General features: G+C 65.9%; 28 protein-coding genes and 4 tRNA genes. 14 read left to right on the top strand and 18 right to left on the bottom strand.

Annotated features, from left to right (window positions below):
• Window positions 1–24: 24 nt before the first annotated feature.
• On the bottom strand, window positions 25–1,185 hold the full coding sequence (locus tag ACPUER_RS12425; protein ID WP_425131252.1) for an alkane 1-monooxygenase: 1,161 nt from the start codon (window positions 1,183–1,185) through the stop codon (window positions 25–27).
• 517 nt (window positions 1,186–1,702) lie between these two features.
• On the opposite strand from ACPUER_RS12425, the gene ACPUER_RS12420 reads away from it, so the two are divergent.
• The 5 genes from ACPUER_RS12420 (at window position 1,703) to ACPUER_RS12400 (ending at window position 5,005) form a co-directional block, all read left to right on the top strand.
• The gene (locus ACPUER_RS12420) at window positions 1,703–2,365 is read left to right on the top strand and encodes a GNAT family N-acetyltransferase (RefSeq protein ID WP_244137432.1); all 663 of its coding nucleotides are present in this window, start codon (window positions 1,703–1,705) and stop codon (window positions 2,363–2,365) included.
• Window positions 2,366–2,522: 157 nt separating this feature from the next.
• Window positions 2,523–3,302 (top strand): septum site-determining protein MinC, encoded by a 780-nt coding sequence (gene minC, locus ACPUER_RS12415; RefSeq protein WP_425131251.1) that lies wholly within the window; start codon window positions 2,523–2,525, stop codon window positions 3,300–3,302.
• Between the two features lie 59 nt (window positions 3,303–3,361).
• Window positions 3,362–4,177, top strand: coding sequence for a septum site-determining protein MinD (gene minD / locus ACPUER_RS12410; protein WP_034182973.1), 816 nt, complete (start codon window positions 3,362–3,364; stop codon window positions 4,175–4,177).
• 12 nt (window positions 4,178–4,189) lie between these two features.
• Entirely contained in the window at window positions 4,190–4,444 is a 255-nt protein-coding gene (minE, locus tag ACPUER_RS12405; RefSeq protein WP_006476634.1) for a cell division topological specificity factor MinE, read from the top strand.
• 159 nt (window positions 4,445–4,603) lie between these two features.
• The gene (locus ACPUER_RS12400) at window positions 4,604–5,005 is read left to right on the top strand and encodes a YXWGXW repeat-containing protein (RefSeq protein WP_175963671.1); all 402 of its coding nucleotides are present in this window, start codon (window positions 4,604–4,606) and stop codon (window positions 5,003–5,005) included.
• A gap of 116 nt (window positions 5,006–5,121) precedes the next feature.
• On the opposite strand, the gene ACPUER_RS12395 is transcribed toward ACPUER_RS12400, so the two are convergent.
• On the bottom strand, window positions 5,122–6,636 hold the full coding sequence (locus ACPUER_RS12395) for a chloride channel protein (RefSeq protein ID WP_425131250.1): 1,515 nt from the start codon (window positions 6,634–6,636) through the stop codon (window positions 5,122–5,124).
• Between the two features lie 171 nt (window positions 6,637–6,807).
• On the opposite strand from ACPUER_RS12395, the gene waaC reads away from it, so the two are divergent.
• Window positions 6,808–7,806: a lipopolysaccharide heptosyltransferase I gene (gene waaC, locus ACPUER_RS12390; RefSeq protein ID WP_425131249.1), complete on the top strand. Its 999-nt coding sequence runs from the start codon at window positions 6,808–6,810 to the stop codon at window positions 7,804–7,806.
• Between the two features lie 19 nt (window positions 7,807–7,825).
• Here waaC and ACPUER_RS12385 read toward each other — a convergent pair whose 3' ends face one another.
• From ACPUER_RS12385 to rph, 9 genes are all read right to left on the bottom strand, one after another.
• Entirely contained in the window at window positions 7,826–8,005 is a 180-nt protein-coding gene (locus ACPUER_RS12385; RefSeq protein ID WP_034182977.1) for a hypothetical protein, read from the bottom strand.
• A 103-nt stretch (window positions 8,006–8,108) separates the two neighbouring features.
• Window positions 8,109–9,419 (bottom strand): MFS transporter, encoded by a 1,311-nt coding sequence (locus ACPUER_RS12380; protein WP_072436102.1) that lies wholly within the window; start codon window positions 9,417–9,419, stop codon window positions 8,109–8,111.
• Between the two features lie 294 nt (window positions 9,420–9,713).
• A complete protein-coding gene (locus ACPUER_RS12375; protein WP_310137103.1) occupies window positions 9,714–10,205 on the bottom strand; it encodes a TonB family protein in 492 nt (163 codons plus the stop codon).
• A gap of 349 nt (window positions 10,206–10,554) precedes the next feature.
• Window positions 10,555–10,848, bottom strand: coding sequence for a hypothetical protein (locus tag ACPUER_RS12370; protein ID WP_175963675.1), 294 nt, complete (start codon window positions 10,846–10,848; stop codon window positions 10,555–10,557).
• A gap of 212 nt (window positions 10,849–11,060) precedes the next feature.
• Window positions 11,061–11,456 (bottom strand): hypothetical protein, encoded by a 396-nt coding sequence (locus ACPUER_RS12365; RefSeq protein WP_175963676.1) that lies wholly within the window; start codon window positions 11,454–11,456, stop codon window positions 11,061–11,063.
• Window positions 11,457–11,595: 139 nt separating this feature from the next.
• Window positions 11,596–11,683: transfer RNA gene (locus ACPUER_RS12360), tRNA-Ser, on the bottom strand.
• A gap of 57 nt (window positions 11,684–11,740) precedes the next feature.
• Window positions 11,741–12,955 (bottom strand): radical SAM family heme chaperone HemW, encoded by a 1,215-nt coding sequence (gene hemW, locus ACPUER_RS12355; RefSeq protein ID WP_425131248.1) that lies wholly within the window; start codon window positions 12,953–12,955, stop codon window positions 11,741–11,743.
• Between the two features lie 34 nt (window positions 12,956–12,989).
• The gene (rdgB, locus tag ACPUER_RS12350) at window positions 12,990–13,616 is read right to left on the bottom strand and encodes an RdgB/HAM1 family non-canonical purine NTP pyrophosphatase (protein ID WP_175963677.1); all 627 of its coding nucleotides are present in this window, start codon (window positions 13,614–13,616) and stop codon (window positions 12,990–12,992) included.
• Entirely contained in the window at window positions 13,609–14,349 is a 741-nt protein-coding gene (gene rph / locus ACPUER_RS12345; RefSeq protein ID WP_425131247.1) for a ribonuclease PH, read from the bottom strand. The genes rdgB and rph overlap by 8 nt, the downstream gene beginning before the upstream one ends.
• Before the next feature lie 174 nt (window positions 14,350–14,523).
• Between rph and ACPUER_RS12340 the strand changes: the two genes are divergently transcribed.
• From ACPUER_RS12340 to ACPUER_RS12325, 4 genes are all read left to right on the top strand, one after another.
• Window positions 14,524–15,447, top strand: coding sequence for a YicC/YloC family endoribonuclease (locus ACPUER_RS12340; protein WP_034182984.1), 924 nt, complete (start codon window positions 14,524–14,526; stop codon window positions 15,445–15,447).
• A 6-nt stretch (window positions 15,448–15,453) separates the two neighbouring features.
• The gene (gene gmk / locus ACPUER_RS12335) at window positions 15,454–16,137 is read left to right on the top strand and encodes a guanylate kinase (protein WP_111017610.1); all 684 of its coding nucleotides are present in this window, start codon (window positions 15,454–15,456) and stop codon (window positions 16,135–16,137) included.
• A 58-nt stretch (window positions 16,138–16,195) separates the two neighbouring features.
• Window positions 16,196–16,399 carry a DNA-directed RNA polymerase subunit omega gene (gene rpoZ / locus ACPUER_RS12330; protein ID WP_006025620.1) on the top strand — a complete coding sequence of 68 codons (204 nt, stop codon included), beginning with the start codon at window positions 16,196–16,198 and terminating at the stop codon, window positions 16,397–16,399.
• 63 nt (window positions 16,400–16,462) lie between these two features.
• A complete protein-coding gene (locus ACPUER_RS12325; protein WP_425131246.1) occupies window positions 16,463–18,829 on the top strand; it encodes a RelA/SpoT family protein in 2,367 nt (788 codons plus the stop codon).
• A gap of 187 nt (window positions 18,830–19,016) precedes the next feature.
• On the opposite strand, the gene ACPUER_RS12320 is transcribed toward ACPUER_RS12325, so the two are convergent.
• The 3 genes from ACPUER_RS12320 to ACPUER_RS12310 all read right to left on the bottom strand — a co-directional run bounded on the left by ACPUER_RS12320 (window position 19,017) and on the right by ACPUER_RS12310 (window position 19,373).
• Window positions 19,017–19,093, bottom strand: a tRNA-Arg gene (locus ACPUER_RS12320).
• Window positions 19,094–19,154: 61 nt separating this feature from the next.
• A tRNA-Arg gene (locus ACPUER_RS12315) sits at window positions 19,155–19,231 on the bottom strand.
• Between the two features lie 65 nt (window positions 19,232–19,296).
• A tRNA-Arg gene (locus tag ACPUER_RS12310) sits at window positions 19,297–19,373 on the bottom strand.
• A 131-nt stretch (window positions 19,374–19,504) separates the two neighbouring features.
• Here ACPUER_RS12310 and greB point away from each other — a divergent pair.
• Window positions 19,505–20,065 carry a transcription elongation factor GreB gene (greB, locus tag ACPUER_RS12305; RefSeq protein WP_425131245.1) on the top strand — a complete coding sequence of 187 codons (561 nt, stop codon included), beginning with the start codon at window positions 19,505–19,507 and terminating at the stop codon, window positions 20,063–20,065.
• An 83-nt stretch (window positions 20,066–20,148) separates the two neighbouring features.
• Here greB and ACPUER_RS12300 read toward each other — a convergent pair whose 3' ends face one another.
• Window positions 20,149–21,291 carry a porin gene (locus tag ACPUER_RS12300; protein WP_425131244.1) on the bottom strand — a complete coding sequence of 381 codons (1,143 nt, stop codon included), beginning with the start codon at window positions 21,289–21,291 and terminating at the stop codon, window positions 20,149–20,151.
• A 500-nt stretch (window positions 21,292–21,791) separates the two neighbouring features.
• Window positions 21,792–22,061, bottom strand: a complete 270-nt coding sequence (locus ACPUER_RS12295; protein WP_175963681.1) for a hypothetical protein — start codon at window positions 22,059–22,061, stop codon at window positions 21,792–21,794.
• 393 nt (window positions 22,062–22,454) lie between these two features.
• Between ACPUER_RS12295 and ACPUER_RS12290 the strand changes: the two genes are divergently transcribed.
• Together ACPUER_RS12290 and ACPUER_RS12285 are read left to right on the top strand one after the other, a co-directional pair.
• A complete protein-coding gene (locus tag ACPUER_RS12290) occupies window positions 22,455–22,658 on the top strand; it encodes a cold-shock protein (RefSeq protein ID WP_006476615.1) in 204 nt (67 codons plus the stop codon).
• Window positions 22,659–22,800: 142 nt separating this feature from the next.
• A complete protein-coding gene (locus ACPUER_RS12285) occupies window positions 22,801–23,928 on the top strand; it encodes an exonuclease domain-containing protein (protein WP_425131243.1) in 1,128 nt (375 codons plus the stop codon).
• A 42-nt stretch (window positions 23,929–23,970) separates the two neighbouring features.
• On the opposite strand, the gene ACPUER_RS12280 is transcribed toward ACPUER_RS12285, so the two are convergent.
• Window positions 23,971–24,564, bottom strand: a complete 594-nt coding sequence (locus ACPUER_RS12280) for a chorismate mutase (RefSeq protein ID WP_072436090.1) — start codon at window positions 24,562–24,564, stop codon at window positions 23,971–23,973.
• 223 nt (window positions 24,565–24,787) lie between these two features.
• Window positions 24,788–24,934 carry a hypothetical protein gene (locus ACPUER_RS12275; protein WP_009690993.1) on the bottom strand — a complete coding sequence of 49 codons (147 nt, stop codon included), beginning with the start codon at window positions 24,932–24,934 and terminating at the stop codon, window positions 24,788–24,790.
• Window positions 24,935–25,120: 186 nt separating this feature from the next.
• Here ACPUER_RS12275 and ACPUER_RS12270 point away from each other — a divergent pair, with 186 nt between their 5' ends.
• The gene (locus ACPUER_RS12270; protein WP_425131242.1) at window positions 25,121–25,510 is read left to right on the top strand and encodes a DUF2946 domain-containing protein; all 390 of its coding nucleotides are present in this window, start codon (window positions 25,121–25,123) and stop codon (window positions 25,508–25,510) included.
• Window positions 25,511–25,603: the final 93 nt, after the last annotated feature.

Genomic DNA, 25,603 nt, shown 5'->3' with positions numbered 1-25,603 from the left:
TTCCCGCCGGCCCGTCATCCGCAATCACGCCGCGGCCGGATACTGCGCGAGCACCCGGGCGCGAATCGACGGCTTGATGTTCGATTGCGCCATGTCGCCGCCGTAGTGCGCGACGACGCGCGGATTCATCACCCGATACCAGAGCGGCGGCACGTAAGCGAACAGGATCATCGTCGCGTAGCCGGCCGGCAGTTGCGGCGAATCGTCGAAGTGGCGCAGCGCCTGGTACGAGCGAGTCGGATTCGCGTGATGGTCGGCGTGCCGCTGCAACTGGTACAGGAACAGGTTGGTGACGACGTGATTGCTGTTCCACGAATGCTGCGGCGTGCAGCGCTCGTAGCGGCCGCTCGGCAGCTTGCGGCGGCCGAGCCCGTAGTGCTCGACGTAGTTCACGACTTCGAGCAGCGACGCGCCGTAGACAGCCTGGATCACGAGGAACGGGATCACCACTTTGCCGGCCATCGCGATCGCAATGCCCCACACGATGACGGTCATCGCCCACGCGTGCAGCACCTCGTTGCGCCAGGTCCACGGCGAATGCCCGAGCCGCTCGAGGCGTGCCTTTTCGAGCCGCCATGCCGAGCGGATGCTGCCGGTCACGGTGCGCGGCAGGAACGCCCAGAACGACTCGCCGTAGCGTGCGCTCGCCGGATCTTCGGCCGTCGCGACGCGCACGTGGTGGCCGCGGTTGTGCTCGACATAGAAGTGGCCGTACGCGACCGGCGCGAGCGTGATCTTCGCGAGCCAGCGTTCGAAGCGGTTCGTCTTGTGCCCGAGCTCGTGCGCGGTATTGATCGAGATGCCCGTCGCGGCGCCGAGCGACAGCGCAAAGCCGACGTAGTCGTACCACGCGAGCGTGTGCGTGCCGACGATCCATACGCACAGGAAGAACGCGACGTACTCGACGAGCGTCGCGAGATAGACGATGAACCGGTAATAACGCTCCCGTTCGAGGTGCGGCACGACGGCTTCGGGCGGATTGTCGCGATCGTCGCCGATCAGCGTGTCGAGGATCGGGATCACGCCGAACGCGAACAGCGGGCCGAACCACCAGAACACGTGAAGGCCCGTCGACAGCGCGAGCTGGGCGGAGAGGATCGGCAGCGTGATCGTCAGCGCGCCGAGCAGCCACAGATATCGCTTGCCATCCGACCAGCCCGAAGCCGATCCGTCGGTCATTGCCATTGTCTCCCTCCAGTCGGCCGGCCCGGTGGGCGGCCGCATGCACGGTTGTTCGAATCCTCGCTGGTCCGCGACACGCGCGGTGGCGCCGGATCGTCGTCCGGTTCTGCCTGTTATACGACCTGCGTACACGCTTTCCAAACCCCGGCGCTAGGCGCGAGGCTCCAAACGAAGGGGCGCGTGCGACGCGTGCCGGGAAGGGCCGGCGCGCGCCGATTGAAACATGCCGGGGCGGCCGGATCGGCCCGCGTGATCCGCGTGTTTATCAGATGATTGGCGCGGTGTGGCGCGCGCGGGTATCGCCCTGCGGGCTTGCAACGAATGTTGCAACGCAATAAGCAAAATGGGGCTGGTATCGGCGGGGCACCTGTTTCGGCTACATATATTACGGATCATTACAGTCTTCGGGACGAGATGCAAAGCGCCCGAAACGCGTCTGCCGCGTATAGCAAGGCGAACGAAGCGAGGCGTCGAACGAAGAGGCCGCGGCTGCCGTCCGTCGGCACGCGTCGATATGCCGATGCTGCATCTGCACACCGGTTGGTACACGCCGCCGGCGACGACGCCTGTCGCCTTTCGATTCGCGCCGCCGTTTGAAAATAACGATTTGACTCATGCCCCGCTTTCGGTTGAAGCTACTAGCTTGCTGTCCGAAGGGGGCTGTGCCTGCATGAGTTCGACCTTGACCGTTCGTCGTATCGTTGCCGACCAGGGCAGCGTGTATCGCGAACTCCGCGCCGCGTCGCTGCGTGAGCCCTATGCACCCGGCGAAGCGCCGGAGGCCGAATTGCTGAACGTCGAAACGGACGCAGCGTCGGCGATTGCCGCGCAGCGTGCCGTGTCCGACGAGTCGACGACTTTCCTGCTGTACACCGAAGGCCATCCGGCCGGCATGATCGGCGCGTATTTCGACAACACGCCCGACCGGCGTGCGTTCGTCAGCGAGCTGTGGGTCGCGCACGCGGTACGTCACCTGCGCGGCGGCGTGCTGCTGCTGGAAACGGCCACCGCGTGGCTCGCCGAGCGCGGCGCCCGGGAGGTCTATGCATGGATCGCCGATGCGAACCGCAACGCGATCCGTTTCTACGAGCGCGCAGGTTTCGGCAACACCGGCGAACACGCGCCGATCGCGCGGATGCCCGGCGCGATGAAATCGCTGTTCGTGTCGCAAGTGAAGCACTGACGTGACGCCCGCGCGGCGCGATGAAGGTCTGGTCGCCCGCCTGCCTGCCCATCTGCGGGTTGCGCGCCCGCCCGGCCATCGCAACCCGGTGTCCCAAAAATAATGGCCGCGCGCGTGGACGCCTGTAAAATACGCAAAAAATTTTTGCAGAGTGTCCATGTCGCTTAAAAAATCGCCATTCTTCGAGCTGCGCAGCGGATCGGTCGATACGTTGCTGTTCACCGTGAAGACGACCGATCTCGACGCGTTGCGTGCCGAACTGGTCAAGCGCTTCGAAGCGACTCCCGAGTTTTTTGCCGACGATGTCGTCGCGATCGACGTCCGCCGCCTGGCGGAGGGCGAGCGCGTCGCGCTGGCCGATATCCGCCAGATGCTGAACGACGTGCGGATGCGTCCGGTGGGCGTGATCGCATCGGCAACGCAGGGCTGGGCGGCGGAAGGCGGCCTGCCGTTGCTCGAGGTGCGCGATCGCCGCGCGCCGGCCGCGAAGCCGGACGAGGGCTCGGAAGCGTCGCCGGTCGCCGAGGCGGTCGTCGCTGCAGCCGCCGCGGCGGCGCCCGAGCAGGCGTCCGAGCCGGCGCCGGCGTCGAACCAGACGGGCGGACAGACGCTCGTGATCGACCGGCCGTTGCGTTCGGGGCAGCAGATTTACGCGAAAGGAGACCTCGTGGTGCTTGCGCCGGTCAGTCACGGTGCGGAGATCATCGCGGAAGGCAATATCCACATCTACGCGCCGTTGCGCGGCCGCGCACTCGCGGGCGTGCACGGCAATCACGACGCGCGCATTTTCTGCACGTGTCTCGAACCGGAACTGATTTCGATCGCGGGTATCTATCGAACAACCGAGAACCCGTTGCCCGCCGAAGTACTGGGCAAAGCGGTGCAGATCCGGCTCGAAGAGGAAAAACTGATGATCGAACCGCTGCGCCTGACGTAATTCACGCGGTGCGCGCCGGATCGATCGGCTCTCATTGACGAACACAGGGTATTGGGTAAATGGCAAAAATCATCGTGGTGACCTCGGGCAAGGGCGGCGTGGGCAAAACGACGACGAGCGCGAGCTTTGCGTCCGGTATCGCGCTGCGCGGCCACAAGACGGCCGTGATCGACTTCGACGTCGGCCTGCGCAACCTCGATCTCATCATGGGCTGCGAGCGCCGCGTGGTGTACGACCTCGTGAACGTGATCCAGGGCGAAGCGAACCTGAACCAGGCGCTGATCAAGGACAAGAAGTGCGAGAACCTGTTCATCCTGCCGGCGTCGCAGACGCGCGACAAGGATGCGCTGACGCGCGACGGTGTCGAGAAGGTGCTGAACGACCTGGTCGCGATGGACTTCGAATACATCGTCTGCGATTCGCCGGCCGGCATCGAGGCCGGCGCGCTGCACGCGATGTACTTCGCGGACGAAGCGCTGATCGTCACGAACCCGGAAGTGTCGTCGGTGCGCGACTCGGACCGCATTCTCGGCATCCTGTCGTCGAAGACGAAGCGCGCGACCGAAGGCAAGGATCCGATCAAGGAACACCTGCTGATCACGCGCTACAGCCCGAAGCGCGTGAGCGAAGGCGAGATGCTGTCGCTCGAGGACATCAGCGAGATCCTGCGCATCAAGCTGATCGGCGTGGTGCCCGAGTCGGAAGCCGTGCTGCATGCGTCGAACCAGGGCCTGCCGGCCGTGCACATCGACGGCACCGACGTCGCCGAAGCGTACAAGGACGTCGTCGCGCGCTTCCTCGGCGAGGACAAGCCGCTGCGCTTCACCGATTACCAGAAGCCGGGCCTGCTGCAGCGCCTCTTCGGCAGCAAGTAACGGAGGCCGCCCATGTCCATCCTTTCGTTTCTCCTCGGCGAGAAGAAGAAGTCCGCATCGGTCGCGAAGGAGCGCCTGCAGCTCATCATCGCGCACGAACGGGTCGGTGGCCGGCCGCCGGCCGACTACCTGCCGGCGCTGCAGAAGGAACTCGTCGCGGTCATCTCGAAGTACGTCCATATTTCGGACGATGACATCCGCGTGAGCCTCGAGCGCCAGGACGATCTCGAAGTCCTTGAAGTGAAGATCGAGATTCCGCAAGCCTGACGCTTGCCTGTCCCTCCGCACGGCGGCACCCGCCGCCGTGCGCGTCTTACGCCCTGTTGCACTTTCGGGCACGCCGTAACAACGCGTCTGTCGGCCGTTATCGGTCCTCCCGCATTGAACGAATACGCTTTGCGTTACTTGTTCAACCAGGAGGTTGTGATGGCTGTCTCCACCGTTCACCGTCGTATCGTTTCGCTCGCGCTGTTTGCCGCGGGCCTGTCAGCCGTCGCCGCGCCGTTTGCCGCGCATGCGGACGAGATTCTCGTCGGCGCACCCGTGATCGCGCCGCAGGGCCGCGTGGTCGTCGCCGAACCGGTCGCCGTGCGCGCCGAGGAAATCGTCGTCGTCGCGCCGAATGCGCCACCGCCCGTGCGCTACGAGGTCCTGCCGACGGCGCGGGTGGGCTATGTGTGGGAGCGCGGTCACTGGCACTGGGATCATGGCCGCTACGTGTGGATCGGCGGTCACTGGGAAGCCGAGCGCGTCGGTATGCGCTGGGTGCCGGGCCACTGGGATCAGCGGGGTCCGAACTGGTTCTGGACCCGCGGCCACTGGGCGTGACGGAGGCGCGTGATGAAAAGAACCGCAATCGCCATCGCGCTCGTCGCGATCACGCTGGCCGGGTGCATCGTCGTGCCAGCGCGGCCCGTCTACTACCGGCCGGCACCCGTCGTGATTTACTGAGCGTCGCGCGGGCCGGGCTGCGCCGGGTCGTCGTCGTGCGTCGCCGTTGCGCGTGCCGCGTGTTCGCCCGGCGCAGCGGCGGCCGGCGCGTCGCTGCCTTCGTCGCGCAGCGTGTCGAGCGGATCGGCGGGCGCGGCGGTCGCATCCTGCGGCTCGGTGACGCCGGTCGCGGCCGCCGCACCCGTCGCGGTTGCCGCGGCCGCAACGGGCGGCGCGAGATAGCGCTGGGCGAGCGCTTCGTAGAGCGGCGGCGCGAAAAAGCGCGACACGCGGCTCGACACCAGCGCGGTGGCCATCAGCGAAATCACGAGCGCGTGGCCGTTGATCATCTCCATCACGATCACGAACGACGTGATCGGCGACTGCGTGACGGCCGCAAGATAGCCGACCATCGCGAGCGCGATCAGCATCGGCAGGCTCATGTTGCCGAACACGAGGTGCAGCAGGTTGCCGAACCCGGCGCCGATCGACAGCGACGGCGCGAAGATCCCGCCCGGGATGCCCGGCAGGTACGACGCGACCATCGACACCATTTTCAGGAACGGGTAGAACACCGACAACTGCTCGCGGCCGTTGAGCAGGCCGCGCGCCTCGGCGTAGCCGCTGCCGAACGTCGTGCCGCCCGACACGAGGCCGACGACGGCGATCGCGAAGCCGCACAGCGCGGCAAACGCGATCGGACGCTCGCGATACAGGCCGAGCAGTTGCGCGGGCAGCCAGCGGCCCGTGTTGAGCAGCAGCCAGCAGAACAGGCCGCCCGCGATGCCCGTCACGATCGCGGTGACCAGCACCGCGAGCGCCAGCAGCTTCGGAAAATGGAGGCCGGCATCGATCGTGCCGAAATACGTGTAGTTGCCGTTCAGGCCGAGCGCGACGACACCGGCGAGGATGATCGCGGTGATCAGCACGCCGCTCGCGCGCGCGGAGAAGCTGCGGGTCAGCTCCTCGATCGCGAACACGATCCCGGCGAGCGGCGTATTGAATGCGGCCGACAGCCCGGCTGCCGCGCCGGCCAGCACCAGCTGGCGTTCGATCTGCGCGTTCGAGCGCGGGTAGAAGCGCCGCAGGTTGAACATCAGCGCCGCGCCGACCTGCACGGTCGGCCCCTCGCGGCCGATCGTGAAGCCGCCGAGGATGCCCAGGAACGAGACCAGCACCTTGCCGAACAGGATGCGCAGCGTCAGCAGCCGGGCGCCGAATGCACTCGGGCGCGCATGCAGCGTTGCGATCACCTGCGGGATGCCGCTGCCCTCGGCGCCGCGGAAGAACCGGCGCGTGATCCACACCGACAGGGCGGCGATCGCCGGCGTCAGCAGCAGCGGCAGCCACGTGGCATGATCGCGCATCGTGCGGAACGTCTCGTAGCCCCAGTCGATCAGCCGCGCGTAGAGCACGGCCGCGAGGCCGACGACGATCGCGCCGAGCCAGAAAACGCCGTACTGGCGCCAGATGCGCAGCGAGCGGCGGGTGAGAGCAGGAAACAGCGCGGGAAGGGCGGGGCGTGGCATCGGCGCGGGCCGGAAGGCAAAGACCGCATTATAAGAAGGAACCGGAGCCACGCCGGGGGCGACAGCGTTTCGCAAGCTTGATGCATTTTGTTGCAAATGTAATGCTGAAGTAATGTTCGCGCGCGGCAACCGTCGCTAGCATGCCGAAATGGTCGTCAATCCCCACATATCGTGAAACGCATCCTCATCGTAAAAGTGACGTCGCTCGGCGACGTCGTCCAGACGCTGCCCGTCGTCGCGGACCTGCATCGCGCCTTTCCCGGCGTGACGGTCGACTGGGCCGTCGACGAATCGTGCGCCGAGGTCGTGCGCTGGCATCCGGGCGTGAGCGCCGTCCTGTGCGCGCCGCTGCGACGCTTCAAGAAACTCCGGAATGCCGGCGACCTGAAGGCGATCTCGGCGTCGATCGGTGCGTTGCGTGCGCACCGTTACGATGCCGTCATCGACCTGCACGGCGTCTACAAGAGCGCGATCATTTCGGCGCTGGCGCGCGCCGCGCGCCGCGTCGGCTACCAGACTCAGGATCTCGGCGAAACGGGCGCACGCTTCGCGTATTCGCATCGCTTCGGCCCGCGGCCGGACTGCGACGCATGGCACGGGATGCGCGTGAGCGCCGGCGAGGCGCTCGGCTACGTGCCCGAAGGCGTCGCCAGGTACGGCATCGTCGCGCCGCAGGACGCGAGCCTGCCGGCCGCCGTGACCGACGGCGCGCCGTTCATGCTGCTGTTCCATGCGACGTCCAATCCCGACAAGAAATGGCCGGCCGACCACTGGGCCGCGCTCGCCACGCAGATGATGGCGCGTGGCGTGCGCGTGCTGGTGCCGTGGGGATCGGCTGCCGAGCATGACGATGCGCAGGACATCGCCGCGCGCGCGCCGGGCGCGATCGTGCTGCCCGCGATGACCGTGCGCGAACTCGGCGCGGCGCTCGGCCGGGCCGCGCTCGTGGTGGGGGTCGATACGGGGTTCGTGCATATGGCGCACGCGCTGCAGCGGCCGACCGTGATGATTTTCGTCGCGACGTCGCGTCACCATTGCGGCATCGGCGGCGCACCGAATGCACTGTCGATCGGCGAGCCGGGCACGATCCCGTCCGTCGAGCAGGCGCTCGACGCGATCGATACGGTCGACCCTGCGTATGGCGCGCTGCGCGCGCGGCTGACGGCCTGACGCAGCGGGGCGGGCCGGTTCAGGCCAGCAGCGCCTCGACCGTTATGACGGCGGCGATGGCCGCCAGATTCGCCAGCAGCGCCTCGAACACGAGGCCGCGCCATGTCTTCGGCCGGAAGCGCAGCGCGAGCAGCAGCGCGCCACCCAGCGCGAGCGCGAGGATCAGGACGAGATCGGCATTGCCGAGGCGGATGTTCATGGCGCGGCTCCTTCGGGGCGGGATCCCGGGGGCGCGCGGCGGCGCGCCCAGGATCGAGTATAGGTAGCGCCGGTCGCCGCACAACCCGGGCCGTCCCGGAGTCTCAGACGAGCGACGCGTCGCGCGTTTCGCGCATCAGCAGCACGCCGACCAGGCTGATCGCCGCCGCGACCGATACGTAGCCGCCGACCCACGACAGCCCGCCGCGCGCAGCCAGGAGTTGCGCGATATACGGCGCGATCGACGCGCCGAGAATCCCGCCGAGGTTGTACGCGACGCCCGCGCCCGTGTAGCGGACGTTGGTCGGGAACAGTTCCGGCAGCAACGCGCCCATCGGCGCGAACGTCACGCCCATCAGGAACAGTTCGATCGTCAGGAACAGCGCGACGAGCGGCATCGAGCCGCTGCCGAGCAGCGGTTCCATCGCGAAACCCGACAGCAGCGCGGCGATTGCGCCGACGACGAGCACCGGCTTGCGGCCGAAACGGTCCGATGCCCACGCGGAAAGCGGCGTCGCGAGCCCCATGAACACGACCGCGAAACACAGCAGGCCGAGGAAGCTCTGGCGCGGAATATGCAGCGCCGACACGCCGTACGACAGCGAGAACACTGTCGAGATATAGAACAGCGTGTAGCAGACGACCATCGCGAGCGCGCCGAGCAGCGTCGGCTGCCAGTGTTGCGTGACGAGCGTCGCGACCGGCACGCGCACGCGCTCGTTGCGGTCGAGCGCTGCCTGGAACGCGGGCGTTTCGGTGATCTTGAGCCGCACGTACAGGCCGAGCGCGACGAGCACGGCGCTGACCAGGAACGGGATGCGCCATCCCCAGCTGCGGAACTGCTCGTCGGACAGCGACAGCGCGAGCGCGAAGAACAGCCCGTTCGACATCAGGAAGCCGACCGAGGGCCCGAGCTGCGGGAACATCCCGAACCAGCCGCGCTTGCCCTGCGGCGCGTGCTCGGTCGCGAGCAGCGCAGCGCCGCCCCATTCGCCGCCGAGGCCGATCCCCTGGCCGAAGCGCAGCACGCACAGCAGCACCGGCGCGAGCGTGCCGATCGCGTCGTAGCCGGGCACGAAGCCGATCGCGGTGGTGGACACGCCCATCACGAGCAGCGACGCGACGAGCGTCGATTTGCGGCCGATGCGGTCGCCGAAATGCCCGAACAGGAACGAGCCGATCGGGCGCGCAATGAACGCGATGCCGAACGTGACGAATGCGGACAGCGCCTGCGCGGTCGCGGAGCCGTGCGGGAAGAAGACGGGGCCGATGACGAGCGCGGCGGCCGTCGCGTACACGTAGAAATCGTAGAACTCGATCGCGGTGCCGATGAAGCTCGCGAACACGATGCGCCGGTGGCTGACGGCGCCGGCCGAGCCGGTTGCGTGTGCAACGGCCGGGGGGGATGCGGACATGGATGTCTCCGTTTTGTCGTTGGGGCGGTCGGCTGTGCGTGCGCTCGGGCAGGCGGACGTCTGCCGATGGGCAGCCGAGCGGATGATGCGGTGGCGGCGTGGACGCGCGCCGTGGCGCGAACGTCACCCGCCGGTCGACGATGGAGACGGGTATGTCGCCGCCGCCCGGTGCCGGCGTGGTCGGCTCGCATGCCGGGTGGGGCGCGCGAACGCGCGCGCGGCGTGATGGCCGCGCGATTGCGGAAAATTATAGCCAGCACCGCGGCACACCGGCAATCGCGACGCGGCGGGTGGTCAGTCGAGCGATTGCGCCTGCGCGGACGCGGTGCTTTGCAACTGGAAGTGGCCGTCGTCGTTGAAGAGCCAGCCCTCCATCATTTCGATCTGGCCGTTGCCGTCGAGCAGTCGCGACGGCGGCGCAGGCAGCGGCGCCGAGCGGCGCAGCGACGCGAGCGCGAGCGCTTCCGCCTCGCTGTCGCCGTTGCTGCGATAGATGGAGGCATTGACGAGGCGGCCGTCGCGATCGACGGTGAATGCGACGACGACGAGCGAACGGAGCATCGCCTGCGGTGTGCCGTGCAGCATGCCGGACGGATTGCGTTCGGCAACGCGTTGCGCGATCTCGACGCGATACTGGGCGCGGCTCGCGCTGCGCGTGATCGATGGAATCGTCAGGACCGAACGCAGCGACGGCGGTGGCGTGATCGTGCACGCGGCAAGCATGGCGACGACGGCCAGCGCAGCAATACGGAGCCGGTCGACGCGCGGACGGAGAAAGGGGCGCATGGGAGATAGCCAGAAGTGACTATAAAAAAATGATAGGCGTACGCACGCAAGCCGATATCGGGAGAAACGCATAACGCGCGATGCCGGGCGTTGCGATCGCTGATGATGACGGCCGGGCGCCGCGCCGCGCGTTGCGATGTGACGTGACATGTGACAGCGCGCTCGACCGGCTCGCGTTGCAGCCGCGCATGCGCGTGCCGGCGTACGTGTTGCAAGGTTGAAAGCTTGAGAGGCGCAACACGCGAGTTGCGCGCAGGCTCGCGACGATCGTCCGGCCGCGCGCAGCGGTCGCCGAATGCGGCATCGCAATCGATGTCCGCACAATCGCATGCGATGCCGTCTGCCTGGTTCAGAAGCCGTGCGTGACGAGCGACAGCACCGACAGGTCGGGGTGCGTGCCGTCGATGATGCTCTTGCCGATGTGCACGGCTTCGCGGACCGCTTCATCGATGCTCGCGAAGCTTTCCTCGCCGTCCGCATGGAACGGCACCGCGTGGCCGGGCAGCGCGGGATTCGCGCCTGGATGGCACACGTAGCCGGTGTACGTGTAGCGCGTGTCGTTGCCGGGCGCGGCGGCCGGCACGACATGGATCTCGAAGCCTTCGTAATCGACGTGATCCGTCGGTGTCGACAGTTCGGTCATGGCGATCTCCGTGTGCCGCGCGCAGGGGTGGCGCGTGCGGCATCGAGTACGCGGCGGCGGTCGTGTCGCCGTGTTGAACGAATTCTAGGTGATCGCGGGGCGGCCCGGGAGGCTTCCGGCGCGGCGCGACAGCGGCCGTTACGCGGATTGGGTTGTGCACCGCCGCGAGCGCACGTTCCGTCTCGACGGACACGCTCGCGCGCATGGCTGCGTCACTGTTTGCAGCGCGCGTCCTTTCGCTGCACGACGACGATCACCGGGTACTTCTGGCCGTGGTCGAGCTCCACGCGCGCCACGACGGTCAGCGTTGCCGGATCGGAATCGTCGTACACGCTGACCTGTTCGTTCCGGAGGTAGGTCACGCCGGTGCAGTTCGACGTGCGACCGTCGTCCGACACCTTGCACTGGAGATCGTTGTCCTTCAGGTAGTTGTAGGGCGACGGGCTCGCGAGGTATTCGCTCAGGCCGCGCGGCGAGCCGCCGACGCCGGTCACGTACGCGATCGCGCACGACGCCGGTGCGCCGCTGCCGGAGGCGGTATCGGCCGCAGCGTGCGTGCTGACGGCAGCCAGCACGGCGACGAGCGACGAGACGATGAAGGGTTTCATGACGTGGGTTTCCCGTTTCGCGAATCGGAGCGCCGGATTGTAACGGCATCCGGTTCGATGCGTCGGAACGTGGGGGACGGGCGTGCGGACAAACAAAAACCCCGTCATTCAGCGAATGGACGGGGTTTGGCGAATTTCCTGGCGGAAGCGGTGAGATTCGAACTCACGGACAGTTTCCCGTCGCTGGTTTTCAAGACCAGTGCCTTAAACCGCTCGGCCACGCTTCCACGCGAGGCGGCATTGTAACCGAAATGCCGCCGCTGTCGACCGGAGTCGGCATCGCTTCAATCGTCGCGCAGGAACAATTCCTGCAGGTCGTTGAGGAAACGCTGGCCGAGCGGCGTCGGCGCGATCTGCGTGAAATCGCGCGTGATCAGCCCGCGCCGTTCCGCTTCCTTCAGCGCCGGCTCGATCGTGCTCATCGGCAGGCCCGTGCGTTCGGCGAAGCTGTGCACGGGGAAGCCCTCGACCAGCCGCAGCGTGTTCAGCATGAACTCGAACGGCAGGTCGCGCGCGCCGACTGCACGCTCTTCCTGCACGGCCGCGCCGGCCATCGCCTGCTCGATGAAGGTCGCCGGATGCTTGTAGCGTGCCTGCCGCAGGATCCGGTTCGGGAACGACAGCTTCGTGTGCGCGCCCGCGCCGATCCCGAGATAGTCGCCGAAGCGCCAGTAGTTCAGGTTGTGCTTGCACTGATGATTCGGCTTCGCATAAGCGGAAACTTCGTAGCGCCCGTAGCCGGCCTCGGCCGTGCGCGCGTGGATCCATTCCTGCATGTCGGCCGATGCATCGTCGTCGGGGACGACCGGCGGGAACTTCGCGAACAGCGTGTTCGGCTCGAGCGTCAGGTGGTACAGCGACAGATGCGGCGGCGCGAACGACAGCGCGGTCTCGATGTCCGTGCGGCATTCGTCGAGCGTCTGGTTCGGCAGCGCGAACATCAGGTCGAGGTTGAAGTTGTCGAAGTTCTTCGCGGCGATCTCGACGGCCGCGCGCGCCTGCGCGGTGTCGTGAATCCGGCCGAGCGCCTTCAGGTGCGCCTCGTTGAAGCTCTGGATCCCGACCGACAGCCGGTTCACGCCGCTCGCGCGGAACTGCGCGAACTTCGCGGCCTCGAACGTGCCCGGATTCGCCTCGAGCGTGATCTCGGCGTCGGCGTCGAGCGGCAGCAGCGCGCGCACGTCGGACAGCATCCGGTCGAGACCGGCCGCCGACAGCAGGCTCGGCGTGCCGCCGCCGATGAACACGGTATGCACCTGCCGTCCCCACACGAGCGGCAGTGCCTGCTCGAGATCGGCGCGCAGCGCGTCGAGATACTCGGTTTCCGGGAACCGTTCGCCTTTCCACTCGTGCGAGTTGAAATCGCAGTACGGGCATTTGCGCACACACCACGGAAAATGCACGTACAGCGCGAGCGGCGGCAGCGACGTGAGCCGCACCTGTCCGGGTGACGTGAACGTCGCGACGACGCGCGCGCCGGTTTCCGCTGCCTGGCTCATGCGACCTCCCGCAGCGGATGGGTATCGGGCATGGTCATGCCTCCTCCGCGAGCCGCGCAAGCAGCGCCTTCAGCGCAAGCGCGCGATGACTGTGCGTGTTCTTCACGGCCGGCTCGAGTTCGGCTGCCGTCGCGCCGAGCGACGGCAGGTAGAAATACGGGTCGTAGCCGAATCCGTGCTCGCCGCGCGGCGCGTCGACGATCTCGCCGGCCCAGCGCCCTTCGGCGAACAGCGGCTCGGGATCGTCCGCATGGCGCACGAGCGCGAGCACGCAGCAATAGTATGCGCGCCGGTCGTCGACGCCGCGCAACTGCTCGACGAGATACGCGTTGTTCGCCGCGTCGCCGTTGTCGCGGCCGGCGCGCTGCGCGTAGCGCGCCGAATAGACGCCCGGCGCGCCGCGCAGCACGCGCACGCACAGGCCCGAATCGTCGGCGATCGCCGGCAGCCCGGTGAGCCGCGACGCGTGCCGCGCCTTCGTCAGCGCGTTCTCGATGAACGTGCCGAACGGCTCGGCCGCCTCGGGCACCGCAAGGTCGCCTTGCGGGACGATCTCGATGCCGACCGTCGAGAACAGCGCGGTGAATTCGCGCAGCTTGCCGGGGTTGTTCGACGCGAGAACGATGCGCGACAGCGGCGCGATGGTGCGATCGTCAGGCATGGCCGGCGCCCAGGACGTCCTTCTGCAGTTGCACGAGCTCGGCGATCCCGCCCTGCGCGAGGTCGAGCAGCGCATTCATCTCGGCGCGCGAGAACGGCACGCCTTCGGCCGTGCCCTGGACTTCGACGAAGCCGCCGGCGCCCGTCATCACGACGTTCATGTCGGTGTCGCAGCGCGAATCTTCCGCGTAGTCGAGGTCGAGCACCGGTGCGCCTTCGTACACGCCGACCGAGATCGCGGCGACGTGGTCGGTGAGCGGCGAGCGCGTGAGCTTGCCGGCCGCGATCAGCTTCGACACGGCGTCGTGCGCGGCGACGAATGCGCCGGTGATGCTCGCCGTGCGCGTGCCGCCGTCGGCCTGGATCACGTCGCAGTCGATGTGGACCGTGCGCGGGCCGAGCGCCTCGAGATCGAACACCGCGCGCAGCGCGCGGCCGATCAGGCGCTGAATTTCCTGCGTGCGGCCCGTCTGCTTGCCGCGCGCGGCTTCGCGGTCGCTGCGCGTGTGCGTCGCGCGCGGCAGCATCCCGTACTCGGCGGTCAGCCAGCCTTGCCCGCGGTCGCGCAGGAATTCGGGCACGCGCTCGGCGACGCTCGCGGTGCAGAGCACCTTGGTGTCGCCGAATTCGACCAGCACGGAGCCTTCCGCATGTTTCGTGTAGTGGCGCGTGAGGGCGACCTTGCGCAGTTCGTCGGCGCGGCGGCCGCTCGGGCGGGAAAGGGAGGACGTCATGTGGGAATCGCGGAAGGAGAGGAAACCCCGATTTTAGCGCCGAACGGCGGGCTTGCCCGGCGGGGTGGTCCGCAAAAATGGGATAATGCGCGCTTCCCGCCCCGCGCTTGTCCGATGCGCCGGGCGCCTCGACATATCCCCGCCCGCGAGGGCAACCAGACGGCGAGACGAACCATGATCTACAGCATGACGGGCTACGCGAGCGCGACGCGCGAACTCGCAACGGCCACCGGCAACGGCGGCACCAGCGTGTCGGTCGAACTGCGCACCGTGAACTCGCGCTTCCTCGACCTGAATTTCCGGATGCCGGACGACGTGCGCGCGTGCGAACCCGCGCTGCGCGAAATGCTGATGAACAAGCTGTCGCGCGGCAAGGTCGACGTGCGCATCAACCTGCAGCGCGGCGAACAGAGCATCGGCGCGGGCGCGTTGAACCAGTCGGCGCTCGGCCAGCTTGCCGATCTCGAGCGCGCGGTGCTCGACTCGTTCCCGGGCGTCGGCCGCCTGCGCGCGGGCGAGATCCTGCGCTGGCCCGGCGTGATCGCGGAAAGCGGCGTGTCGGCCGACGCGATCCGCGACGCGGTGCTCGCATGCGGCAAGGAAGCGATCGGCGAGCTCGTCGTCGTGCGTTCGCGCGAAGGCGCGCAACTGGCGACGATGCTGCTGTCGAACGTCGCCGAGATGGAAGCGATCGTCGCGCGTATCACGCCGCTCGTGCCGGAGCTGATCGCGAAGCATCAGCAGAAGATCGTCGAGCGGCTGCAGGAAGCGCTCGGCATCGCGGCGCCCGAAGGCAGCGCGCCGATCGTGACGCGCGAGGAAGCCGCGGAACGCATTCGTCAGGAAGTGACGATGTACGGGATCCGGATCGACATCGCGGAAGAGCTGTCGCGGCTCACCGCGCACCTTAACGAAACGCGTCATGTGATCGAGAAGGGCGGCCGCGTCGGCAAGCGTCTCGACTTCATGATGCAGGAGCTGAATCGCGAAGCGAACACGCTCGGCTCGAAGGCGGCGGCGAAGGAACTCGCCGACGCGTCGATGGCGCTCAAGCTGTTGATCGAGCAGATGCGCGAGCAAGTGCAAAACCTGGAGTAACGCAACATGACCCAACCCACTCACGACGGCCACGCCGCGCATTCGCTGCACGGCGGCGTCTATCCCGGCAACCTGTTCATGGTCGTCGCGCCGTCGGGCGCCGGCAAGTCGACGCTCGTGAATGCGCTGCTGTCGAAGGACAGCGACATCTGCCTGTCGATCTCGTACACGACGCGCAAGCCGCGCCCGGGCGAACAGGACGGCCAGCATTACCACTTCACGACCGTCGACGATTTCCGCACGCGTCACGCGGCGCACGAATTCCTCGAGAGCGCGGAAGTGCACGGCAACTACTACGGCACGTCGCGCGTCTGGATCGAAGAGCAGATGAAGAACGGCCACGATGTGCTGCTCGAGATCGACTGGCAGGGCGCATTGCAGGTGAAGAAGCAGTTCCGCAACGCGGTCGGCATCTTCATCCTGCCGCCGTCGCTCGACGCGCTCGAGGAGCGTTTGAAGAAGCGCGGCCAGGACGAGCCGAACGTGATCACGCGGCGTCTTCTTGCCGCCGGCAGCGAGATCGCGCACGCGTCGGAAGCGGAATACGTGGTGATCAACGAGAATTTCGAGCGTGCGCTCGCGGAGCTCGAATGCATCGTCGCGGCGACGCGCCTGCGCTTTGCTTCGCAGTACGCGCGACACGCCGAGCTGTTCATCGAGCTTGGCATCCATCTGCCCCACGCGGAATGACGCGGGGCACGAGGGACATAAGGTAGAATAAGCACTATATTCAGAAGGAATTACCAACATGGCTCGCATTACCGTCGAAGACTGCCTGAAGCAAATCCCGAATCGCTTCGAACTGGCGCTCGCCGCCACCTATCGCGCGCGGCAGCTCGCGCAAGGCCATACGCCGAAGATCGAAAGCCGCGACAAGCCGACCGTCGTCGCGCTGCGCGAGATCGCCGCCGGCCAGGTCGGCGTCGAGATGCTGAAGAAGGTGCCGGTGTAACGCGCATCCGGCCCGTTCCAGCCATGTAGTCCACGCGCGCAACGACTCGACCTGGAGGCGAATATGAGCACCACCCCATCGTCCGCCTCCGCGGATTCGACCACCGAAACCACGGCCCGGTCGCCTGCGCGCCAGTACATCGACGCGGTCCTCGAACAGTCCTTCCGGCATCTGTTCGGGCCGACCGCCACTCCGGAGCAGCCGCGCAAGCATGGCGTCGTTTCGATCGCGAAACTGACGGCCGCGCTTGCCGAGTATCTCGCTCCGGACGAAATCAAAGAGGTCAAGGCGGCGTTCCACTTCAGCGACGAAGCCCACCTCGGTCAATACCGCCAGAGCGGCGAACCCTACATCACCCATCCCGTCGCCGTCGCGGAAATCTGCGCCGGCTGGAAGCTCGACGCGCAGGCCGTGATGGCCGCGCTGCTGCACGACGTGATGGAAGACCAGGGCGTGACCAAGAACGAGCTGGCCGAACGGTTCGGCCCGAAGGTCGCCGAACTGGTCGACGGCCTGTCGAAGCTCGACAAGATGGAATTCCGCAGCCGCGAGGAAGCGCAGGCGGAAAATTTCCGCAAGATGCTGCTCGCGATGGCGCGCGACGTGCGGGTCATTCTCGTCAAGCTCGCCGACCGCCTGCACAACATGCGCACGCTCGGCGCGGTGCCGATGGAAAAGCGCCGCCGCGTCGCGCGGGAAACGCTCGACATCTACGCGCCGATCGCGCACCGGCTCGGGTTGAACAACACGTATCGCGAGCTGCAGGACATGAGCTTCGCGAACTTCAACCCGCATCGCTACGCGACGCTCGAGAAGGCCGTGAAGGCCGCGCGCGGCAACCGCCGCGAAGTGATCAGCAAGATCCTCGAGGCCGCGCAGCGCGCGATGGCCGACGCGAAGATCGACGCCGAGATCACCGGCCGCGAAAAGACGATCTACAGCGTCTACCGCAAGATGCGCGACAAGCAGCTGTCGTTCTCGCAGGTACTCGACGTGTACGGCTTTCGCGTCGTCGTCGACAGCGCGCTCGACTGCTACACGTGCATCGGCGCGCTGCACTCGCTGTACAAGCCGGTGCCCGGCAAGTTCAAGGACTACATCGCGATCCCGAAGATCAACGGCTATCAGTCGCTGCACACGACGCTCGTCGGCCCGTTCGGCGCACCGATCGAGTTCCAGGTGCGCACGCGCAAGATGCACGAGATTGCCGAGGCGGGGGTCGCCGCGCACTGGCTGTACAAGAACGGCAGTGCGGATCTCAGCGACGTGCAGAAGCGCGCGCACCAGTGGCTGAAGTCGTTGCTCGACATCCAGAGCGAAGCCGGCGATTCGAGCGAATTCCTCGAGCACGTGAAGATCGACCTGTTCCCCGACGCGGTCTACGTGTTCACGCCGAAGTCGAAGATCATGGCGCTGCCGCGCGGCGCGACGGCGCTCGATTTCGCCTATTCGATCCACAGCGATCTCGGCAACCAGTGCGTCGCCGTGAAGATCAACAACGAGCTGCTGCCGCTGCGCACCGAGCTGAAGAGCGGCGACATCGTCGAGGTGATCACCGCGCCGTACTCGAAGCCGAACCCCGCGTGGCTCGGCTTCGTGCGTACCGGCAAGGCGCGCTCGGCGATTCGTCACTACCTGAAGACGATGCGCCTGAACGAATCCGTGCAGCTTGGCGAGCGGCTCGTCGACCAGAGCCTGAAGGGCTATGGTCTCGCGCTGGCCGACGTTGCGCCTGAGGTGTGGGAAAAGCTCGTGCAGTGGACGGGCAACAAGAGCCGTCAGGAAATTTTCGCGGACATCGGCCTCGGCCGCCGCGTCGCCGCGGTGATGGCCAAGCGCATCGAGGTGCTGATGAGCGGCCGCGACGCGGACGACGACCTGCCGAAGTCCGAGCGGCATCCGGCGCATCATGCGCCGCCGGTCGTGATTACCGGCACCGAAGGGATGTCCGTGCAGTTGTCGGCATGCTGCCGGCCGATTCCGGGCGATGCGATCATGGGCTACATCGGCATCGGCCTGGGGATGGCGATTCATACGACCGATTGCCGCGTCGCGCAGCGCATCCATCGCCGCGATCCGGGCCGCTGGATCGACGTCGAATGGGCGCCGCAGCCGGGCCGACTGTTCGATGTCGCGGTGAAGGCGCTCGTGAAGAACACGAAGGGCATCTTTGCGCGCGTCGCGGCGGACATCACGTCGGCCGACGCGAACATCGTCCATATCGCGATGGACGAGGATCTGACGCACGAATCGACAGTGCTGCGTTTCGTGATCCAGGTCAGCGATCGCGTGCATCTCGCGAACGTGATGCGGCGCGTGCGAACCAATCCGGACGTGATGCGGATCATGCGCGAGCGCTCGACCGACGACGGCGCGCATGCGCGCCACGACGGCGGCATGCGCATCGAGCGCGAGCGGCAGGATTATTGACGCGTACCCTCGAGGGCGATCGTTCAACGGCGGCTGATGGCCGCCGTTTTCATGTGCGTCGTGGAGCGAAGGTGCGGCCTTGCCGGCGCTCTTCCGAAGCGCGTCGGCTCGCAAATCGGGGCGCGAGTGACGGGAGAGGGGAGGCAGAAAAGAAAAAGGGCCTTCCTGGAGGAAAGCCCTTTTAAGGTGGCGCGGCTGGCAGGATTCGAACCCACGACCCCTTGGTTCGTAGCCAAGTACTCTATCCAACTGAGCTACAGCCGCACGCAAAACGGTACTGCTTCAACTGTCGGAACCTTCTGCGATGGGAAGGCCCCCAAAAAGGTGGCGCGGCTGGCAGGATTCGAACCCACGACCCCTTGGTTCGTAGCCAAGTACTCTATCCAACTGAGCTACAGCCGCACGCAAAACAAAACACTACTACTTCGAACTGAAAGGGCCTTCGGTTTGGAAGGCCCTCGAAAAGGTGGCGCGGCTGGCAGGATTCGAACCCACGACCCCTTGGTTCGTAGCCAAGTACTCTATCCAACTGAGCTACAGCCGCACGCAGAAGCGAAATTATAGCAGGGTTGTATAAAAAGGGAAGCCTTATTCGCGAATTACGCGGCGCGACTTTGACGGAGCGCCCTTCGTGTACCCTTGGAGCATCAGTCATCCACGTGTTGAATCTGCATCATGAACAAGGCGTTTGTCAAAGAGTCGGATGGTGACGACGACGATCTCGACCAGGCTCAACCCGCGATTCCCGCGGGCGCGAAGAACTACATCACGTCGGCCGGCCACAAGCGGCTGCGGGACGAGCTGCTGAACCTGATCGACGTCGAGCGCCCCGAGGTCGTGCGGCTCGTGTCGTGGGCCGCGTCGAATGGCGACCGGTCGGAGAACGGCGACTACATTTATGGCAAGCGGCGGCTTCGCGAGATCGATCGCCGCATCCGCTTCCTGACGAAGCGGCTCGATCTCGCCGAAGTCGTCGACGCGAGCCGTCAGGAGAATGTCGACCAAGTGTTCTTCGGCGCAACGGTCGATTACGAGACGCCGGACGGCGAGGACCACACGGTCACGATCGTCGGGATCGACGAGGTCGATCTCGACCGCGGCTGCGTCAGCTGGATTTCGCCGGTCGCGCGTGCGCTGATCAAGGCGAAGATCGGCGATACCGTTACGCTGATGACGCCGGCCGGCCCGCAGCCGATCGACATACTCGACGTTCGTTATCCGGCACCGGGTGCCTGATCGGCGGCCCACGTATTCCGGCAAAGAAAAAGCGCCCCGGCGGGGCGCTTCGTCATCCGGCGCGAAGCCGATGCGCCGGTCGCTCAGAAGCGATGGCGCAGGCCGGCCGTGACCGCGATCTGCTTGTTGGTCGACGATGCGGCACCCAGCCCGTTGATGTTGGCGCCGATCGGCAGGCCGTCCGCCAGCACCCGCTGGTATTCGCCCTGCAGGTACACGTCGGTGCGCTTCGACAGCGCATAGTCGGCCTGCAGGTTGAACTGGTGCCAGCTCGGCTTCTGGCCGTCGAGACGGCCGTCGGTGTACGTGTACGAGCCCGCGAGCGACAGCGCCGGCGTGAGCGCATAGCGGCCGTTCAGTTCGTAGTTGTTGAAGCGGGTGCCGCCCGCCAGCGGAATGCCGCCCGACACGCCGGATTGGCCCGCGCTGATGCCGGCCGAATTGGTCAGGCGCGTCTGCGTGAACACGAAGCCCGCGGTCGCCGGCCCGAACGTGTACTTGAGGCCCCCGCCCCAGGTGCGCTGGCGGCTGGCCGCGAAGGTCCAGTCGCCGGCGACCGCGCCCGGATCGGTTGCCGCGAGCGCCAGCGAATTGATGTTGTTGTTCAGCTGCATGTACGCGGCCGCGACGTTGAAGCCCATGAAGCTGTACGACGCGCCGACGCTGTACGCGCGGTTGTTCGAGAAGCTGGACGAATTCGAGAAGCCGTACAACGCGCCGAACTTCAGCCCGTTGTAGTTCGCGCTCTGGTACTTGACCGAGTTGTTGATCCGGAACGAGTTGTTCAGGTTGTCGTTGTCGAACGGATGCGCGAACTGGGTGCCGCCGTACTGCGTGCCGGTCAGCGACAGCGGCCCGAGATAGTCGACGACGCTGTCGTACTGGCGGCCAAGGGTCAGCGAGCCGTAGCTGTCGTGCGCGAGGCCGACGAACGCTTGCCGGCCGAATTCGCGGCCGTTCTGCTTCAGCGTGCCGTTGTTGATGCCGAAGCCGTTTTCCAACGTGAAGATTGCTTTCAGGCCGCCGCCGAGATCCTCGGTGCCGCGCAGACCCCAGCGGCTGCCGTTGATCGAGCCGCTCGTTTCCTGCCAGGCGCTGTGGCCGTGCTGGTTGTTCGTGTAGGTGATGCCCGCGTCGATCAAGCCGTATAGCGTAACGCTGCTTTGTGCGTGTGCTGCCGTAACGAATATACCCGACAACGCGGTGACGATCAGGGTTTTTTTCATGGATCTGTCTCCAAACAGGATGATGTCGATCGAACCTGCTGCAGAACCGGCATGTTTGCGTGACGCTTTGACCGGCCCGGCAGAGCGGCGGTGCGCGTTTCAGAAAGCCATTTCCAGTGTACGGAGTGCGCGGAGCGGAGGCGGGTTACGCTTTAAGCAATAGTGTATTTTGGAATCCGCAAAGATCGATAGGCATGTGGAAACGGTTACCCATCAAGGGTTTGCGGCAGTGCAGCGAAGGAAAATTGCGATCAGGACTACGTAACGAGCGTTGCGTGGTCGCGACAGACGATCAGCAGCAAGCGGTGGCAGCCGTGGCGCGATTATTGACGCTTCGGCAATAGAGGTTTGTGTGGAGCATGGCTAATGAAAGGTTGTTCTCTCGCTATACTGCGATCTCTGCTTTCCGAAGCAGACTTTTTCGTTGACGGAAAAGATCTCCAAACCTTTGTCGGCGCGACTTCCCAGTCGCGCTTTTTTTTTTGCCCGCTTTCCGTGTGCTATTGCGCGTACGAGCGCCGCTTCTTGCGCTTGCGCGTCGGCGCAGCTTCCTCAGTTTCGGTGTGCGGCGGCGTATAGGTCCAGTCTTCCATCACGTAGTGACGTGCGTCCAGCGGCGATGCGAGCAGGTTCTGCCAGTGATCGCCGTGCCACGTCGTATCGAACTCGGTGTCGCACGGCGCTTCGCGAGCAGACTCGGCCAGGGCGCGGGACTTGCGACGTACGCGTCCGAGCCGGCTCGCGAAGCGCTTGATTCCGTCCAGCCACATGACCTTCTCCTTCCTTACGGCGTTACATCAGCATCGCAACGTCCCGGGATTTCCGCAACCCGGAAAAAACCCGAGGATTTTACCGAGTCGATTTGTCCCCGGTAGGATTTTCGTGGTCGAAATTATTAATGATCCGATCCCGGTAATATTGACAGGTTTTTGATGCGAATCAATTAATCAAAGGCGATGGTGTACCGATTCCAATGGCATTAGCGCTTTTTTTATAAAGAGGTCGTCAAAAATTTTCTTGACGCACCCGGATTGTCCAATTTATAAAGTCAGCACACCGTCCTCGGGCGGCGTGCTGGTGCGGGTGCTGGCGCAATGTTTCGGGATTTCGGGAAACGGCTATAAAAATAGCTTTTTTGATCTAAACGAGTGGGGAACGAAGACATGGATACCGGTATCGTGAAATGGTTTAACGATGCTAAAGGCTTTGGCTTTATTACGTCGGACAATGGCGGTGAAGATTTGTTTGCGCACTTTTCCGAAATCCGGATGGACGGCTTCAAGACGCTGAAGGAAAACCAGCGTGTTTCATTCGACGTGAAAGTCGGGCCGAAAGGCAAGCAGGCAGCGAATATCCAGGCGGTCTGACGCGCCGCGCATTGCCGATCACGTCCGGCCCCCGCATGGCGGGGGCTTTTTTGTTTTCCGGGGGCGGATCGTTCCCGTCCATGCTGGCGGCGAACACGCGTGCCGGTGCATACTCACGGAAGCATCGTTTCCGTGTCTTTTCATGTCCGATTCCCGCCTGTCCGATCCCGCCAGCGAACAACCGCTCGTTTTCGTCGACCTTGAAACCACCGGCGGCTCGTCCGCCGAGCATCGCATCACCGAAATCGGCGTGGTCGAAATCGGCCCGCTCGGCGTGTCGACGTGGACGACGCTCGTCAATCCGGGCCAGTCGATTCCGCCGTTCATCCAGCAACTGACGGGCATTTCGGACGCGATGGTGCGCGACGCGCCGTCGTTCGCGTCGCTCGCGCCGGCGCTGTTCGAGCGGCTCGACGGCAAGCTGTTCGTTGCGCACAACGCGAGTTTCGACCGCGGTTTCCTGCGCGCCGAATTCGAGCGTGCCGGCTTCGCGTTCAATCCCGATGTGCTGTGTACGGTGCGGCTGTCACGCGCGCTGTTTCCGCGCGAATCGCGGCACGGGCTCGATGCGTTGATCGAACGGCATGGTCTCGTTCCGGCTGCGCGCCACCGGGCGCTCGCGGATGCCGATCTGCTCTGGCAGTTCTGGCGTCAACTGCACGACATCGTGCCGCTCGAGCGGCTGCGCGACCAGATCGCGCGTACGACGCGCCACTTCCGTCTGGCCGGCGATCTGACCGAAGCCTGGCTCGACACCGCGCCGGCCGGGTGCGGCGCATATGCGTTGTTCGGGGAGGGTGACGCAGCGCTGTATGTCGGTCGCAGCGTGCGCGTGCGGCAGCGGCTGCGTGCGCTGCTGACGGGCGAGCGGCGCTCTTCGAAGGAAATGCGGCTCGCGCAGCAGGTGCGGCGTGTCGAATGGCACGAGACCGGTAATGAACTGGGCGCGATGCTGGCCGAAGCGCAATGGATCGCCCGGCTGCGTCCGTCGTACAACCGGCGTCCGGCGGCCGATACGGCCCGTGCGGGCGGTGCGCCTTGGCCGTTCGAGGGCGCCGTTGCGTTCGAGGCGAACGGCGAGCGCCGCCTGTTTCATGTGATCGACGGCTGGCGTTACCTCGGTTCGGCCGAATCGCTCGATGCGGCCGCGCGGCTCGTGGCCGACGCGGCGGACGGCACGTTCGAACCCTTTACTCATCGCCTGCTGCAGACGCATCTCGCGCGTGGGCTTCAGCTGATTCCGCTGGCTGCGCTGACGCCCGCGGGTTGAGCCCAGCGGCGCAATCCGCGCCTGCGGTGCCTGCCTGCCGCGTCAGCCGATTGCGCTTGCGCCGCCGGCCGAACAGACATGCGACAGCGCAGTGTCGAGCGCCCGCGTCTGCGTCGAGTCGTAGCGTGTGAGCGTCTTCCAGTTCGCGATGCTGCGAGCAAGCCGCGCCTGGCAATCGGGCGCATCGCGCAGCGGCGCGACTTGCGCGAGACCCGCGAGCATTTTCTGCGTCAGCCGGTCGAGCGCGGGGCGCGTGCTGGTCGCGAGATCGGGCGGCGTGCCCTCGGGCGGCCGCGTCGCGCGCCAGGTCGCGAACAGTGCGTTCTGTACGTCCTTGCTCGCGGCGATCTGATCCTCGAAGAACGTCCGTGCGAACGCAGGATCGACGCCGGCCTGTGCCGCGCGCTTCTCGACCGAAGTGAGCAGTGCCGCTTCGCGTGGCTGGTCCTCGATCGCCTTGTGATTCGCCCATTTCCATCGCGCGACCGGTTCGGCGAGCGCGAGGCGCTGTGACGCGAGCGCGACGACGTTGGTGAGGGCGGTGTCATCGCCGTCTGCGCTGGCGATGCGCGGCGACGAAAAGAGGGCGACGCCGAGCGCGGCGACAGCGACGCTGGCACGAATGGCTTGCTTCATCGGAATGATCGGGAGAGCCGGGCGGGCCGGACGTGGAAAACCAGAAGAATAGACGAAGACAGTCGCGCGGCGTAGCGACGCGACAGAAGAATCAGCAGGCGAGCTGATCCGGCACCGTCAGGCTGTTGCGGCCCGGGTGCGACGCGAATTGCGCGCGATGCGCAGCGATGAACCGCACGATAGCGATGATCGACACGTGGCGGTTACAGAACCGAACAGGCGGTCACTTCGGCGAGTACAGCTTGTGCTGCTCGTCGAAGAATGCCCGGACGTGCTCGGGCAATTCGGCGAGGAATTCCACGCCGACGGGTTCCGGATCCGGGCTCATCACTTGCTCGGGCGGTGGCATGCGAGTTGGTCTTTCGTCCATGGTTGTTTCTCCAGCAGGTTCGATGATTATCAACCTCGTGCTTGGATTTGTGCCAGAGGCGAATCGTTAGATTTTGTCTCTGTTGTATTAACGGCACATGCGCTGCGATGCCGACTATTGCGTCCTGAGCGATCGGCAACGATCGGGTCGCTTGTTATACTTGCGCGCACTTTTTCCTGGACCGCGATGAAACGAACGACGCGATGGATCGGCCTTGTATGGCTGGCGCTGGTACTGAACGTACTGTCGCCCGTCATCGGCTATGCGCGTCTTGCGTCGAGCGGCTCCGGCGAGCTCACGCTCGAGTTGTGCAGTGCAGCGGGCGCCCGCCAGGTCGTGCTCGCGCAGTCGGGCGACGACCGCGACACATCGTCGTTCGATCATGCCGGCGTGCCGCATTGCGTGTACTGCCCGGGCTTCGCGGCGAACGTCGCACTCGGCGCGAGCCTGCCCGCAATGCCGGGCTTCGTACGGACGTTCGCCTACCGCGCGGCTGCCCCGGCCGTTCCCGATTTCCCCCGCAAGGGCATTCGTCTCGCGCAGCCGCGCGCCCCGCCTGAAAACGCCCCGAACTGATTGATGTCGTTCGCGCGCCCCGGTGGCGCGCGTGCCGCCCGCGGCCGCGCCCCCCCGCCCCGCCCTTCGTGCGCGCCCCGACCCCACGACCCC

The sequence above is a fragment of the Burkholderia sp. DN3021 genome (assembly GCF_049805555.1).
Classification (GTDB): Bacteria; Pseudomonadota; Gammaproteobacteria; order Burkholderiales; family Burkholderiaceae; genus Burkholderia; species Burkholderia pyrrocinia_C.
Note: the sequence above shows the minus strand (reverse complement) of the source record. Positions and strands in the feature narration are given on the sequence as shown.

Bases quoted from the DNA above. Each gene is read 5' to 3' on its own strand.
- ACPUER_RS12425 (WP_425131252.1), bottom strand. From the start codon at position 1,185: ATGGCAATGACCGACGGATCGGCTTCGGGCTGGTCGGATGGCAAGCGA.
- ACPUER_RS12420 (WP_244137432.1), top strand. From the start codon at position 1,703: ATGCTGCATCTGCACACCGGTTGGTACACGCCGCCGGCGACGACGCCT.
- minC (WP_425131251.1), top strand. From the start codon at position 2,523: ATGTCGCTTAAAAAATCGCCATTCTTCGAGCTGCGCAGCGGATCGGTC.
- minD (WP_034182973.1), top strand. From the start codon at position 3,362: ATGGCAAAAATCATCGTGGTGACCTCGGGCAAGGGCGGCGTGGGCAAA.
- minE (WP_006476634.1), top strand. From the start codon at position 4,190: ATGTCCATCCTTTCGTTTCTCCTCGGCGAGAAGAAGAAGTCCGCATCG.
- ACPUER_RS12400 (WP_175963671.1), top strand. From the start codon at position 4,604: ATGGCTGTCTCCACCGTTCACCGTCGTATCGTTTCGCTCGCGCTGTTT.
- ACPUER_RS12395 (WP_425131250.1), bottom strand. From the start codon at position 6,636: ATGCCACGCCCCGCCCTTCCCGCGCTGTTTCCTGCTCTCACCCGCCGC.
- ACPUER_RS12385 (WP_034182977.1), bottom strand. From the start codon at position 8,005: ATGAACATCCGCCTCGGCAATGCCGATCTCGTCCTGATCCTCGCGCTC.
- ACPUER_RS12380 (WP_072436102.1), bottom strand. From the start codon at position 9,419: ATGTCCGCATCCCCCCCGGCCGTTGCACACGCAACCGGCTCGGCCGGC.
- ACPUER_RS12375 (WP_310137103.1), bottom strand. From the start codon at position 10,205: ATGCGCCCCTTTCTCCGTCCGCGCGTCGACCGGCTCCGTATTGCTGCG.
- ACPUER_RS12370 (WP_175963675.1), bottom strand. From the start codon at position 10,848: ATGACCGAACTGTCGACACCGACGGATCACGTCGATTACGAAGGCTTC.
- ACPUER_RS12365 (WP_175963676.1), bottom strand. From the start codon at position 11,456: ATGAAACCCTTCATCGTCTCGTCGCTCGTCGCCGTGCTGGCTGCCGTC.
- hemW (WP_425131248.1), bottom strand. From the start codon at position 12,955: ATGAGCCAGGCAGCGGAAACCGGCGCGCGCGTCGTCGCGACGTTCACG.
- rdgB (WP_175963677.1), bottom strand. From the start codon at position 13,616: ATGCCTGACGATCGCACCATCGCGCCGCTGTCGCGCATCGTTCTCGCG.
- rph (WP_425131247.1), bottom strand. From the start codon at position 14,349: ATGACGTCCTCCCTTTCCCGCCCGAGCGGCCGCCGCGCCGACGAACTG.
- ACPUER_RS12340 (WP_034182984.1), top strand. From the start codon at position 14,524: ATGATCTACAGCATGACGGGCTACGCGAGCGCGACGCGCGAACTCGCA.
- gmk (WP_111017610.1), top strand. From the start codon at position 15,454: ATGACCCAACCCACTCACGACGGCCACGCCGCGCATTCGCTGCACGGC.
- rpoZ (WP_006025620.1), top strand. From the start codon at position 16,196: ATGGCTCGCATTACCGTCGAAGACTGCCTGAAGCAAATCCCGAATCGC.
- ACPUER_RS12325 (WP_425131246.1), top strand. From the start codon at position 16,463: ATGAGCACCACCCCATCGTCCGCCTCCGCGGATTCGACCACCGAAACC.
- greB (WP_425131245.1), top strand. From the start codon at position 19,505: ATGAACAAGGCGTTTGTCAAAGAGTCGGATGGTGACGACGACGATCTC.
- ACPUER_RS12300 (WP_425131244.1), bottom strand. From the start codon at position 21,291: ATGAAAAAAACCCTGATCGTCACCGCGTTGTCGGGTATATTCGTTACG.
- ACPUER_RS12295 (WP_175963681.1), bottom strand. From the start codon at position 22,061: ATGTGGCTGGACGGAATCAAGCGCTTCGCGAGCCGGCTCGGACGCGTA.
- ACPUER_RS12290 (WP_006476615.1), top strand. From the start codon at position 22,455: ATGGATACCGGTATCGTGAAATGGTTTAACGATGCTAAAGGCTTTGGC.
- ACPUER_RS12285 (WP_425131243.1), top strand. From the start codon at position 22,801: ATGTCCGATTCCCGCCTGTCCGATCCCGCCAGCGAACAACCGCTCGTT.
- ACPUER_RS12280 (WP_072436090.1), bottom strand. From the start codon at position 24,564: ATGAAGCAAGCCATTCGTGCCAGCGTCGCTGTCGCCGCGCTCGGCGTC.
- ACPUER_RS12275 (WP_009690993.1), bottom strand. From the start codon at position 24,934: ATGGACGAAAGACCAACTCGCATGCCACCGCCCGAGCAAGTGATGAGC.
- ACPUER_RS12270 (WP_425131242.1), top strand. From the start codon at position 25,121: ATGAAACGAACGACGCGATGGATCGGCCTTGTATGGCTGGCGCTGGTA.